12 protein-coding genes are annotated in these 12,753 nt (G+C 52.5%); 8 read left to right on the top strand and 4 right to left on the bottom strand.

Translation table 11 applies throughout. The annotated features are described in order from the left end of the window. Window positions 1–181, bottom strand: a 181-nt coding sequence (locus tag P1U47_RS07085) for a hypothetical protein (protein WP_301027976.1), incomplete at its 3' end; no start/stop codon positions are given. Window positions 182–277: 96 nt separating this feature from the next. Here P1U47_RS07085 and cynS point away from each other — a divergent pair. Beyond that, window positions 278–718, top strand: a complete 441-nt coding sequence (cynS, locus tag P1U47_RS07080; RefSeq protein WP_301027975.1) for a cyanase — start codon at window positions 278–280, stop codon at window positions 716–718. Between the two features lie 69 nt (window positions 719–787). Here cynS and P1U47_RS07075 read toward each other — a convergent pair whose 3' ends face one another. From P1U47_RS07075 to P1U47_RS07065, 3 genes are all read right to left on the bottom strand, one after another. Beyond that, the gene (locus tag P1U47_RS07075) at window positions 788–2,506 is read right to left on the bottom strand and encodes a bifunctional protein-serine/threonine kinase/phosphatase (RefSeq protein ID WP_301027974.1); all 1,719 of its coding nucleotides are present in this window, start codon (window positions 2,504–2,506) and stop codon (window positions 788–790) included. Window positions 2,507–2,561: 55 nt separating this feature from the next. After that, window positions 2,562–3,374: a formate/nitrite transporter family protein gene (locus tag P1U47_RS07070; RefSeq protein WP_301027973.1), complete on the bottom strand. Its 813-nt coding sequence runs from the start codon at window positions 3,372–3,374 to the stop codon at window positions 2,562–2,564. 261 nt (window positions 3,375–3,635) lie between these two features. Then, window positions 3,636–4,532: a LysR family transcriptional regulator gene (locus P1U47_RS07065; RefSeq protein ID WP_301027972.1), complete on the bottom strand. Its 897-nt coding sequence runs from the start codon at window positions 4,530–4,532 to the stop codon at window positions 3,636–3,638. A gap of 115 nt (window positions 4,533–4,647) precedes the next feature. On the opposite strand from P1U47_RS07065, the gene P1U47_RS07060 reads away from it, so the two are divergent. The 7 genes from P1U47_RS07060 to selD all read left to right on the top strand — a co-directional run bounded on the left by P1U47_RS07060 (window position 4,648) and on the right by selD (window position 12,741). After that, entirely contained in the window at window positions 4,648–5,745 is a 1,098-nt protein-coding gene (locus tag P1U47_RS07060; protein WP_301027971.1) for an NADH:flavin oxidoreductase, read from the top strand. Window positions 5,746–5,921: 176 nt separating this feature from the next. Continuing rightward, window positions 5,922–6,113 (top strand): DUF3185 family protein, encoded by a 192-nt coding sequence (locus tag P1U47_RS07055; protein ID WP_301027970.1) that lies wholly within the window; start codon window positions 5,922–5,924, stop codon window positions 6,111–6,113. 103 nt (window positions 6,114–6,216) lie between these two features. Beyond that, window positions 6,217–7,359, top strand: coding sequence for a tRNA 2-selenouridine(34) synthase MnmH (mnmH, locus tag P1U47_RS07050; protein ID WP_301027969.1), 1,143 nt, complete (start codon window positions 6,217–6,219; stop codon window positions 7,357–7,359). Window positions 7,360–7,392: 33 nt separating this feature from the next. Further along, a complete protein-coding gene (locus P1U47_RS07045) occupies window positions 7,393–8,259 on the top strand; it encodes a putative selenate ABC transporter substrate-binding protein (protein WP_301027968.1) in 867 nt (288 codons plus the stop codon). A gap of 13 nt (window positions 8,260–8,272) precedes the next feature. Continuing rightward, window positions 8,273–8,923 carry an ATP-binding cassette domain-containing protein gene (locus P1U47_RS07040; RefSeq protein ID WP_301027967.1) on the top strand — a complete coding sequence of 217 codons (651 nt, stop codon included), beginning with the start codon at window positions 8,273–8,275 and terminating at the stop codon, window positions 8,921–8,923. Beyond that, window positions 8,923–10,413 (top strand): ABC transporter permease, encoded by a 1,491-nt coding sequence (locus P1U47_RS07035; protein WP_301027966.1) that lies wholly within the window; start codon window positions 8,923–8,925, stop codon window positions 10,411–10,413. Before P1U47_RS07040 ends, P1U47_RS07035 begins: the two co-directional genes overlap by 1 nt. Before the next feature lie 30 nt (window positions 10,414–10,443). Continuing rightward, window positions 10,444–12,741 carry a selenide, water dikinase SelD gene (gene selD / locus P1U47_RS07030; RefSeq protein WP_301027965.1) on the top strand — a complete coding sequence of 766 codons (2,298 nt, stop codon included), beginning with the start codon at window positions 10,444–10,446 and terminating at the stop codon, window positions 12,739–12,741. Window positions 12,742–12,753: the final 12 nt, after the last annotated feature.

Here is a 12,753-nt window from a genome sequence, read left to right as displayed (position 1 = left end):
GGCGTCTGACGTCTGACGTAAAGGCATTCGCTGCGCTCACATAACTCGGCTCACCCCGCACCGCTACTTGCGAAGCGCGCAGGGGGTCAATGGCGCTTTTGCCATCGACGGTGATACAGGGTGCCCTTTTTTCTTTGCTTACTTTCTTTTTTGGGCAAGCAAAAGGAGTAGATTTAACCACGTGAGTGCGAACACACTGATGCCGCTCCCCTACCCACCCACTGGCACACATCTTGAATGGTTTATATACCTAAAATAAACCAATAGGGGTATGTACATGAACCGCGAGGAATTAACCGAAACCATCGTGCTGGCGAAGCAAGCAAAAAGCCTTACATGGGAAGCGATTGCCGATGAGCTTGGCGTAGGTAAAGTATGGCTAACATCCGCATGCCTAGGCATGAACAGCATGCCCGAGGCGCCGGCAGATAAGTTGTGCGCATTACTCGAATTACCGCCCGAGGCCAAGGCTACCTTAATGAGCTACCCCACCAAAACGTGGGGCTGGGATGTGCCGCAAGACCCGCTAATTTACCGCCTTTATGAAATCGTTGGCGTTTATGGCGACACCTTGAAAGAGGTTATTCAAGAGCAGTTCGGCGACGGGATTATGAGCGCCATCGATTTTTCTATGGATGTTGATAAAGAGGAGAACCCCAAAGGCGACCGTGTGGTAATTACGATGAACGGAAAGTTCTTGCCCTACAAAAGCTGGTAATCCGCTGCGCTTGGTAAAGCGGCTTTCGTCGCTTTACGCTTTTACAAATTGACTCCCGCCACAGCATTGCTAAGACATATTTTGAATGACAATCACGGCCAATAAGGCCGCCGATATCACTTGCCAAAACAATACGGGGTTGCGTTCAATAATCGGCGGTTTGGCTTTATTTAAATATCGGCTATTGGGGTTTTGCAAATCATAAACAAATTCTGAGACTTCTTGGTAACGCTTTTCGGGCTGGATCTGCAGCGCTTGGGAAATTGCGTAGTCTATCCAGCCGGGCAAATCGGCACGCACTAAGGCCAAGGGCTTATACGCCAATCTTGCCTGCGCTTGGCGGGTGCTTGCACTGCAGACTTCGTTACCGTAGGGTAATTCGCCGCATAACATTTGATATACAATTACCCCCAGTGAAAAGATGTCTGAGCGGCTACTGCCGTCAAAATCTAAAAAATATTCTGGCGCGGAATACTGCATGGTGCCCACCACGCCTTGATTGCGGCGGCAGGTTTCAGCAAGACCCGCTACTTTAGCCGCGCCAAAATCGATAATTTTTACGGTGCCCGCGCTGTCAATCATAATATTCTGGGGGCGCAGATCTTGGTGCACTATTTCTAGCCGATGTAGTGCGCGCAGGCCGTTGGCGATTTGTTCAACAATACTGCGCACCTCATTTATGGCGGGCGTGGGATTGTCTAGCATCCATTGAGAAAGACTTTTGCCGTCAACAAATTCCGTTACCGTGTAAATATAGCGCTGACTGGAATGGGGCGCGATGGCGCGCAATACATTAACGCTGTCGATTCGCCGCCCGATCCAATCTTCCAACAACATGGTTTCTAGGTGTTCGCGATTTTCTCGGGTTTCTGCCGAGGGAGTTTTGATTACAACGTTCTCGCCAGTCACCGTATCTGCAGCCAAAAATACGTGACTTCGGCTACTGATGTGCAGCTGGCGAATAATGGTATAACCCTCAAAGCTCTGCCGCGGCGCCAATGTTGGCGGCGGACTCAAGGTTGCTAATAATTGGCGAACCTCGTCACGCTGCTTATCTGGCACCTCGTCTATACGCACAATTTGCAGGGTTAAATTATCTGGGCTGCCCGCCGTTAAAGCCTCGTCCACCAGTTGGGCAGCGAGGGCATCTAAATCTCCCTCATTGGTATTTATCGCTTGGGCAATTGCCTTGTCGGACACGTATTCATAGACGCCATCGGTCGCCAACACATAGGTGTCGCCTGGCTCTATTGGGAGTTCGAGGTGATCCATTTCCAGTCGCGACTGCATGCCCAGCGCACGGGACAAATAACTCACGTCCGCCGACACCACCCGCCGGTGATCTTGGCTTAATAGTTCTAGGCTGTCGCCAAGCACTCGATACACCCGAGTATCGCCACAGTGAAAAACATACGCGGTATTCGATTTAAAAACCACCGCACTAAAAGTGCAGATATAGCCTTTGTCTTTATCAAGACGATAGGGACTATTTTGGGTTTGCGCATAAAGCCAGGCATTACTCGCCGCCAAAACTTTTAAAGCCGAGGTTTTAACCGACCAGGCATCGCTGGTGCAGTAATAATCGTTTAAAAAGGTTTTTACTGCGGTTTCACTCGCGACCTGACTTACTTGACTGCTGCTGATGCCATCGGCAATCGCAACCGCAATACCCTTGGCACTAAGTTGCGCCTCTGCAGGAATCAGCAGGCCGTGAAAATCCTGATTCACTGGCTTTCGCCCAGCGCTAGAACACTGCCCCGCAGAAACCTTAAGCAACTTAGCCTTCATAAAAAAATCCCCGCTGTGTTACCAGCGGGGACCTCCAGTTAATAAATGGTGGCGATTAAACCAGTTTACGTTCTGGGCTAGTTCTAACATGAGTCAGGTAAAGCGGTAAACCAACGAGCAAGAAGCCGCCAGCCAGATTGCCGAGTACCGTAGGAATTTCATTCCAGAATAGGTAGTCAGCAATAGTGAAATCGCCACCCATAATCATCGAGAATGGGAACAGGAACATGTTCACAATAGAGTGCTCAAAGCCCATGTAAAAGAACAACATAATTGGCATCCACATCGCCGCCATTTTGCTAGAGGCAGAGGTGGAGATCATTGCGCCAACAACGCCCATCGATACCATCCAGTTACACAGCATGCCGCGGATAAAGATAGTAAACCAGCCGCCTTCGCCATGGGATTTGTAACCGAGGGTTCGCGCTTCACCAATACTGCCGACCTTGGCCGCCAATGCGCCGCCATCTGTACTATAGCCGTAGGTCAGAATGAAGGATGCAAAAAAGGCGACCGATAAAGCCCCTGCGAAATTACCAATAAACACCAGCCCCCAGTTACGTAACACTTGCTTTACAGTACAACCCGCACGTTTGTCGATAACCGCCAAAGGGACAAGGGTAAATACACCGGTTAACAGATCGAATTTCATTAAGTACAGCATGATAAACCCAACAGGGAAGAGCAGCGCTCCTAATAGTGGGTTGCCCGTATTAACGCTTACGGTTATCGCAAAAAAGGCCGCAAGCGCCAAAATAGCACCAGCCATATAGGCCCGCACAAGTGTGTCTCTGGTCGACATGAAGATCTTCGATTCTCCGGCGTCAACCATCTTTGTTGCAAATTCATTGGGTTCGATATAAGCCACTGAGCACTTCCTCGCGCAAGTTTTTGTTAAAGGTGATATAGCAAATAACGAACCAACTCCTATACAAATCACTAATAGATTGTTTTAAAACGGGAAATTTGAAACAAAATACGCGCCCAAAGTTATAAGCACCAAAATAGCGCGCCACCACTCTCACCAAAAAAACGTGAACCACAATAGCGCGCACAATTAAAGTGCACCAACAATGCCCAGTGAAGCCTTAGAGGGCAGCACGTCGCTGCCAATATTCACCGCTAGCAATTAGAGCTGCTCTTTAAAATAGTCCACCGCCACCTTAACCTTAGGAACCGTGTATTGCGGCTGTTGATAGAGCATATAAATGCTACCGGCTGGATGTTGGGCGTTGGTCGACACTGTTTCTGGCAGCGGCACCCACACCAATCGACCATTGGCGATTTCTTCCTCAACACTCCAGCTCGGCAACATCGCCAAGCCCTGGTCGCTTAACAGCGCTTGGCGAATAACACGAATGCTATTGCTGACTTGCGCGGTAGTAATATCTAGCCGCTGCCATACGCCCCGCTGCTCCACATGCCAGTGCCAAATTTGCGCGGGGCTGCGATACAGCAGCGCGCGGTGATGACTCAACTCGGCAATGGTTTGCGGCATACCGTATTTATTCACATAAGACCGCGAGGCGCACAGGCGATGAGTATTGTCGACTAGGCGATGGGCAATGATCCGACCATCGGGTTCGCTGCCGCCGCGAATGGCAATATCGATGCCGTCGCGCTGAAGATCGGCGGTGTGATTAGACAGCTCGAGATCAATTACTATTTGCGGGTAGCGCGATTGAAACGCTTCCAGTAAGGGCAGCAGTCGAACTTCGCCATAATAGGGGAGCGCGCTGATACGCAGTACCCCAGACGGCGCGTTTTGATAATTACCTACCCTACCCTCTGCGCGGTCGATAGCCGCCAGTATGTCTTTGGACTCATTGAGATAAATTTTGCCAATTTCAGTAAGTCCGACATGGCGGGTACTGCGCTTGAGCAGCGCTGCGCCCAGCTCAGACTCCAACGCTTGTATGCTGCGCGACACCGTGGAGACCGGCACATTGGCGAGCTTGGCCGCAGCACTAAAACTGCCCACTTCGGCTATGCAGCAGAGGTGGTGCATGGCTTTTAGCTTGTCCATTATTGCGATTCCAGCAAAAGTATTTCGTAATATTAGCTGATTATCTTCAGTTTTTGGGAAAGTATACTAGACACTTGTGATACAACGCGTTAATCGACTTCTTTGAGGTAGCCATATGAACACCAGTGCTTTATTCACGCCATTCGAGCTCGGCCAGCTTAAACTCGCCAACCGCACAGTGATGGCGCCAATGACCCGCGGTTTTTCACCCAATGGCGTACCCACCGATGACGTGGCAGAGTACTACCGCAAGCGCGCCGAAGGCGGTGTTGGCTTAATCATTACCGAAGGCACGTTGATTAATCATCCCGCCGCCACCGACAATACCCGCTACCCGTCATTTTTTGGCGAAGAGGCGCTGGCCGGCTGGAAAAAAGTAGTTGATGCCGTGCACTCTGTTGGCGGCAAAATTGTGCCACAAATATGGCATGTTGGCGCAACTCGGGCCGCGGGCACCGGCCCTGTGCCCAGCGCGCCAAGTGCGTCACCCTCTGGATTGGTTGCTAAAGACAAGAAAGTGTTTGAGGCGCTTACCACCGACGAGATTGAAAGATTGGTAGCTGCCTTTGCGCAGGCGGCATTTGACGCCAAGCAAATCGGATTTGATGGGGTTGAAATCCACGCTGCCCACGGCTATTTGATTGATCAGTTTTTCTGGGCAGACACCAATGTGCGCACCGACAAATACGGCGGCAGCTTAGCGGCACGCAGCCAATTTGCCGTTGAGATCGTCAAAGCCATACGTGAAAAAGTAGGCGAAGACTTTCCGATTTTGTTCCGCTGGTCGCAGTGGAAGCAGCAAGACTACACGGCGCGCCTATGCAATAGTCCAGAACAGCTCGCCGAGTTTTTAAAACCCTTAAGCGATGCTGGCGTGGATATTTTTCACTGCAGCCAACGCCGGTTCTGGGAGCCAGAGTTCGACGGTTCTAACTTGAATTTAGCAGGCTGGACTAAAAAAATTACCGGTAAACCCACCATTAGTGTTGGCAGTGTGGGCCTAGACCAAGAGTTTACGTCGGCCTTTCGCGGCGAGGGCGCAGGTGTTGCCAATATCGATAATTTGCTCGAAAAAATGGACCGCAATGAATTTGATTTAATTGCGATTGGCCGCGCCTTGCTCGCCAATCCAGACTGGGTGAACAAAGTTAAAAATGGGCAAATCGATCAGCTCAAGCCCTTCACCATCGAAAATGTCGGCCAGCTAAGCTAGCCAGTACCAAGCCCCGCACGCTAGCGTGCGGGGCTGATCCTATAAGCCACTCGGCGATCCCACTAGCAAACTCATCACTGTTCAAATCTGCCTTTTATATGTGTTTTTAATGCTTATTATGTGTTTAGGTAAGCAACAGCTTAATTCAGCTAGGCCCTACCCAAAGTGGTGTGAACATGAATAATAAAATTATTGGTATTGTGCTCGTGGTTGGCGGTGTTGCTTTGGCGATGTGGGGTTATAACATTTATGATTCTGCCAGCGCGCAAATAGGCCGCGCCTTAAATGGCGACACGCCTGTCGAGGCTTGGGCCGGTATGGTTGGCGGCGTGATCAGTGTGTTAGTGGGTATCACCAAACTAAAATAAGCCATAGCCTAGACGCCTAACTGTTCTCCAGCGCAAAGTTTCACAACTTCTCTCTGCCGGCTATTCAGCGTAGACTGCGGGCCTCCTAATAAAACACGAACTTGTGGCAATAAAACCCAAGCCTATGACCAAGCGCGACAATAGCGAGGATTTCCGCAGCCTCTTCCTCAGGGACATTCCCTTGTTGGATGTCCGTGCGCCGGTGGAATTTAATAAAGGTGCCTTTCCCTGCGCCACCAATATTCCACTGCTCGACGATGAGCAGCGGCAAGTTATTGGCACCCGCTATAAAGAGCAGGGCCAAGATGCCGCTATTGCGCTAGGTTGGCAGCTTGCCACCCCCGCCATTCAAGCCCAGCGTATCGCCGATTGGACACAGCACGTTAAGCAGCACCCCGAAGGGTATTTATATTGCTTTCGCGGCGGCCTGCGCTCCAATCTCAGTAAAAAACTGATTGCCGAAGCGGGTATTGATTACCCATTAATAACCGGCGGCTACAAAGCCATGCGCCGCTTTTTAATTGATGAGCTAGACGCTAACAGCCTGGCGCTGCGTCAGCCGGCATCACCGCTGGTGTTGATTGCTGGCCGCACCGGCAGCGGCAAAACGCGGCTTATTCAGCGCATTGCCCACAGTTTTGATTTAGAGGGCTTCGCCAATCATCGCGGCTCGGCCTTTGGCCGTCAGCTTAAACCTCAGCCCGCCCAGATCGATTTTGAAAACACCTTGAGCATTGCGGTTTTAAAGCTGCGCGACGCCCACCCTCAGTCGCCATTATTCACCGAAGACGAGGGCCATATGATTGGCTCGGTGACCCTGCCACTTGAGCTGCAGGCCACCATGCAACAGGCGCCGCTGGCCGTATTGGAAACCCCGCTAGAGGAGCGAATCGACATCGCCCTTGAGGAGTATGTGCTTAGCGCGCGGCCTGAATACATCCAAGCCTATGGCGAAGCGCTGGGCAGCGAGAAATTCCGAGAACAAATTCTTGGCAACCTCACTCGTATTCGCAAGCGCTTGGGCGGCGACCGCCACCAAGCGCTAATGGCTATATTCAGCGCCGCGCTCAGCGAGTTTGAAAACACCGGCAATGCCGACAGCTTTAGGCCAGGCATTGAGGTGCTGCTAAGCAATTACTACGACCCCATGTACGATTATCAACAAAGCCGTCGCGATGGCCGTGAGATTTTTCGCGGCAACAAAGATGAGATCGTGGCCTGGGCGCAGAGCTACACACCGACATAATTCCCCGTTACTCACTCTCTACAGGAGAATCCCGTGCGGTTATTGACTGTTTTAACAGCGCTGCTCGTCTCAAGTTCGATTAGTCTTAGCGCCCTTGCTGAGACCTTTAGTTTTACGGCTATTCCAGATCAGGACGAGTCGCGTCTGCAGGAACGCTTTGGCAAGGTTGCCGCGTATTTAGAGAAAGAACTGGGCGTAAAAGTAAAATACGTGCCCGTAAAAAGTTATGCGGCAGCAGTAACCGCATTTCGCAACAACCAAGTACAGCTCGCTTGGTTTGGCGGTTTGTCTGGGGTGCAGGCGCGAGAACTCGTGTCGGGCAGTGAAGCGATTGCTCAAGGCTATGAAGATCAATTTTTTGTTACTTATCTTATTGCCAATAAGCGCAGCGGCCTGAGCAAGTCTAACGATTTTCCTGCGGACATCGCCAACAAAACCTTTACCTTCGGCGCCAAGGGCTCGACCTCTGGCCGCTTAATGCCAGAATTTTATATTCGCGAGCATTTCAAAAAGTCCCCCGAGCAAGTGTTCACGCGGGTGGGTTTTTCAGACGATCACAGCCGCACCATTGCGCTAGTACAGTCTGGCGCCTATGAGCTTGGCGCGGTCAATTACAAAGTGTGGGAAGACGAATTGGCGGCGGGTATTATCGACCCCAGTCAGGTAAGCGTAATTTGGCAAACCCCCAGCTACCCCGATTATCAGTGGAGTATTCGCGGTGACGTAGATGCGCGCTGGGGCGCGGGCTTTAAGGCCAAAGTTAAACAGACCTTATTGAATATTAGCGACGCCGAGATTCTGGCTGCGTTCCCCCGCCAGTCTTTTGTAGAAGCCACTAACGACGACTATCAGCCGATCAAAGACACCGCCATTGCTATTGGCTTGATGGATGCCGAATAGAGCTAAACCCGCTATGTTCGAGCTACACAAAATAAGCTTAAAGTACCGCAAACAGACGGTACTCAAAGACGTGTCGCTGACTATTCGCCAAGGCGAAAGCGTGGCACTGGTCGGCCCCTCTGGGGCGGGCAAGTCTACTCTGCTTAAACATTTGCGCAGCCTGCAAGCGGCCAAGGTCGCTTGGTGCCCGCAACATGCGGGGCTGGTGCCCATGCTCAGCGCCTATCACAATATGTATATGGGCGGCCTCAGCCGCCACTCCGCGCTCTATAATCTCGCTAATTTGCTGCGCCCCCTCGCTATACCAAAGGCCGAATTACAGACTTTGGCGCAAAGCCTAGCGCTGGACGCCGAACTGTACAGCCGAGTAGACGAACTCTCTGGTGGCCAGCAGCAACGCGTGGCCATTGGCCGCGCCCTGTATCAGCAACAAGCTATATTTATTGGCGACGAGCCGGTTTCGGCAGTCGACGCCATACAGGCCGACAAAATGCTCAGTCTGATCAGCCAGCGCCATCAGACAATTGTGCTCGCCCTACATGATACCGAACAAGCACTGCGCGTTTGCCAGCGGATTATCGGCTTAAAAGACGGCGCCATTGCCTTTGATTTGCCGAGTGCGCAGGTAACAGCCGAGCAACTAGCTGCGCTGTATCAAGCGTAATGAACGTTAAGACTCGCCCCCACAACAATACCCGACTTAAATTAAGTTTATGGCTGGCGCTGACCGGCTTTATCGCCCTGCTGTTTGCCGACATCGACATTCACCGCGCCAGCCCCAGCCAAGAATTACTGCGCATGGGTCAGGGCCTAATGGCGCCCAATTTTTGGTCTTATCGCGAAATTGCCAGCAGCGCCTTTAACACCCTCGCCTTTGCATTGCAGGGTATGGCGCTGGCCAGCGCAGCGGGGTTTGTACTGGCGCTGCTGTATCGCCATCCCTTGGTGCGCGGTTTTTGCGCTTTTATACGCGCGATTCACGAATTGTTTTGGGCGCTGATTTTTATTCAATTATTTGGTCTATCGCCGCTCACGGGTTTGCTCGCCATTGCCATTCCCTACGCCGGAACCCTAGCAAAAATTTACGGCGAATTATTTGAAGAGACCGAGGCCGCGCCGCGCAACAACCTATTACAGAGCGCAGGGCTCAGCGCCTTTTTCTACACCACCCTGCCGCTGGCATGGCGGCCACTGCTGCAATACACCAGCTACCGTTTTGAGTGCGCCATTCGCTCGAGTATTGTTTTAGGTTTTGTTGGCCTGCCCACTCTCGGCTACCATTTAGAAACTGCACTGGGCAACGGCCAGTATAATGACGCCGCCGCGCTGCTGTATGTGCTGCTGGCCATTGTGCTTAGCCTGCGCTGGTGGCTAAAAAAAGCGCTGCTGCCAGGGTATTTAATTGCCGCACTTATTTACTTGCCGCCCACCGCGCATTTTAGCTGGGCGAATATTGCGCGCTTTCTTAGCGAAGATATTATTCCTGCGCCACTGCGCAATAAGACGAATACTGATTATGTTGCCGTGTTCGACTGGTTGGCGATGCTGTGGCAACAACAAATTTTACCGGGCGTGACCAGTACCTTAATCCTCAGCCAAATCGCCCTACTGCTCACCGCTATACTCAGCCTGGCGTGGTTCCCGCTTAATTCGCGACAGTTTTTTAGCCCGCTAAAACGCAGCCTAGGCGATGGCTTTTTAATTATTGCCCGCACCCTGCCCGAGTATTTACTGGCCTTTATCGGCCTGTTGTTATTGGGGCCATCGATGCTGCCCGCCATACTGGCGTTGGGCATTCACAACGGAGCGATCATTGCCCATTTGCTGGGGCGCTACAGCGGCGAGTTAGTGTTACGCGAGGATGCCTGCACCGGCATCAATCGCTACAGCTATGAAATACTGCCGCGAGTTTATCGCCAGTTTCTGGCCTTTTTACTCTACCGCTGGGAGGTCATTATGCGCGAGACAGCCATTCTCGGTATGCTCGGCATTGGCACCTTGGGCTTTTATATAGACTCGGCCTTTGAAGAATTTCGTTTTGACCGCGCAATGCTCTTGATTCTCTGCGCCGCTATACTGAACATTATCGCCGATATACTCGCCCGCACTTTGCGCCAGCGATTGCATCTGCGACCGTCCCCTGAGACCCTGTAATCCATTACCAATAAAAGCCGATAACAATACATGAGCATGGCAATACCCCCCGCAGTGAACTATCGCGACCTCGTGCTTATCGGCGGCGGCCACGCCCATGCCCAAGTCATAAAAATGTGGGGCATGCAGCCGCTGGCTGGCGTGCGGCTCACCGTGATCTCGCCGCAGGTGCAAACCCCTTACTCGGGTATGTTGCCGGGTCTGGTTGGCGGTCACTATCAATTTGACGACGCCCATATCGACTTAATGCGGCTTTGCCAATTTGCCGGTGCGCGCTTTATTCAGGCCAGCGTAGTGGCTATTGATCTTGAGCAAAAGCAGCTGCTGCTCAACGACAAAGACCGCCCGCCCATTGGCTTCGATCTGCTGTCGATCAATAGCGGTATAACACCAGATTTGAGTATTGCTGGAGCCGAGCAATTCGCCACGCCAGTGAAACCGATCAGTGATTTTTATCCCCGCTGGCAGCGCACTCTTGAAACGCTGCGCAAAGCAAGCACACCCGCAGCCATCAGCGTGGTCGGTGGCGGCGCCGCGGGCGTTGAATTAATACTGGCCATGCAACACGCCATTAGCCAATACCCAGAGATTGTCACGCCCAACTACCACTTGCTGTACTCCAGCGCCGAGTTACTCAAAGCCTACCCCCAGCGTATCCGCAAGCTCGTGAACGCCGCCTTACAGGCCAAGGGTATTCAACTGCACGCCACGGCCAAGGTCATCAATATCGCCGACCAGCGCATAGATATTGCTGGGGCAGATGATGGCCAAAATAAAAACTATTCATTGCACAGCGAGCATATTTTTTGGTGTACCAATGCCAAAGCGGCCGACTGGCCAAAACGCTCCGGCCTTGCCTGCGACACCAAGGGCTTTATCGCGATTAACGACAGCCTGCAATCACTCAGCCACGACTTTGTGTTTGCCGCTGGCGACACCGCCCAACAAGTGAATCACCCTCGCCCTGCTGCTGGCGTGTTCGCGGTGCGGCAGGGGCCGGTATTATTCGCTAATTTGCAGCGCAAGCTATTGGATCAGCCCTTAAAACAACATCGCCCGCAAAAAGACTTTTTAAGCATTTTGGCCTTGGGCGGAAAAACCGCCATTGCCCACCGGCCCTTATGGCCAACACTGAGCGGCGACTGGGTGTGGCGCTGGAAAGACAACATTGATCGCCGCTTTATGGCCATGTTTAGCGAACTCAGCATGAGCACTAATCAGCCTAGGGCGCAACTTGTCGACCCCTTCATTAGCGGCGACGAAACCCCGAGCGATACACTGGCAATGCGCTGCGGTGGTTGCGGCGCCAAGGTCGGCGCCAGCACGCTCAGCAAGGTGATTAAGCAGTTAAGCCCTGTACAGCGCGACGATATTGCCTGGGGCTTAGACGCTCCCGACGACGCCGCCGCCATCTGGGTAAATCAGGACCAATCCAAGACCCCGCAATTGCTATTACAAAGCGTTGATCACTTTCGGGCCTTTATCGACGAGCCGTATTTACTCGGTCAAATTGCCGCCCAGCACGCCTTAAGTGATTTGTTTGCCATGAACGCCCGGCCCCAAAGCGCAATGGCCATCGCCAGCCTGCCCTTTGCCGGCGACAAAATAACCGAACGCGATTTACTGCAATTAATGAGTGGCGCGGTAAAAGTGCTTAACGACAATCATTGCAGCCTGACCGGCGGCCACACCAGCGAAGCCGCCGAACTCAGCATTGGATTTGTGGTAAATGGACTGGCAGCGGAGAACGCGGTACTCACCAAAGCTAATTTACACGAGGGCGATGTATTAATTCTAAGCCAAGCCCTTGGCACCGGCACTTTGTTTGCAGCCCACGGCCAATTGCAGGCTCAGGGCAAATGGTTGGAAGGCGCCTTGGCGGCAATGCTCAGCAGCAATCGCAGCGCCGGTGCGATTTTTCACGCCCACGGCGCCAGCGCCTGCACCGACGTTACCGGCTTTGGTTTGTTAGGCCATTTAGTAGAGATGCTAAAGCCCAGCGGCTTGTCTGCGCGCCTTAAACTCGGCTGCATCCCCGCCTTAGATGGCGCACTAAGGTGTTTAGCAAATGGCATTAGCAGCAGTTTACAAACTCAAAATCAGCGGCTTGGCGCAGCAGTCAAAAATGCTGACGCCTGGCGCAGCCACACGGTATACCCATTGTTATTCGACCCCCAAACCTCGGGCGGTCTGTTGGCCAGCGTGCCACACGCTCGCGCAGCGGCCTGCGTACAGGCCTTGCGCGAGGCTGGTTACCCAGCAGCGTGCATTATTGGTGGGGTCTATCGAGACGAGGCGGCGGCGAGCGCCATTGAACTAACAGCGTAATTCAATGGCGCT

It is taken from the genome of Zhongshania sp. (assembly GCF_029212375.1).
Taxonomy (GTDB): Bacteria; Pseudomonadota; Gammaproteobacteria; order Pseudomonadales; family Spongiibacteraceae; genus Spongiibacter.
Note: the sequence above shows the minus strand (reverse complement) of the source record. Positions and strands in the feature narration are given on the sequence as shown.

What these genes read in the sequence shown, in the direction of transcription:
- P1U47_RS07075 (WP_301027974.1), bottom strand. Translation starts at nt 2,506, where the DNA reads ATGAAGGCTAAGTTGCTTAAGGTTTCTGCGGGGCAGTGTTCTAGCGCT.
- P1U47_RS07040 (WP_301027967.1), top strand. Translation starts at nt 8,273, where the DNA reads ATGTTCGAGCTACACAAAATAAGCTTAAAGTACCGCAAACAGACGGTA.
- cynS (WP_301027975.1), top strand. Translation starts at nt 278, where the DNA reads ATGAACCGCGAGGAATTAACCGAAACCATCGTGCTGGCGAAGCAAGCA.
- selD (WP_301027965.1), top strand. Translation starts at nt 10,444, where the DNA reads ATGAGCATGGCAATACCCCCCGCAGTGAACTATCGCGACCTCGTGCTT.
- P1U47_RS07065 (WP_301027972.1), bottom strand. Translation starts at nt 4,532, where the DNA reads ATGGACAAGCTAAAAGCCATGCACCACCTCTGCTGCATAGCCGAAGTG.
- P1U47_RS07060 (WP_301027971.1), top strand. Translation starts at nt 4,648, where the DNA reads ATGAACACCAGTGCTTTATTCACGCCATTCGAGCTCGGCCAGCTTAAA.
- P1U47_RS07055 (WP_301027970.1), top strand. Translation starts at nt 5,922, where the DNA reads ATGAATAATAAAATTATTGGTATTGTGCTCGTGGTTGGCGGTGTTGCT.
- P1U47_RS07035 (WP_301027966.1), top strand. Translation starts at nt 8,923, where the DNA reads ATGAACGTTAAGACTCGCCCCCACAACAATACCCGACTTAAATTAAGT.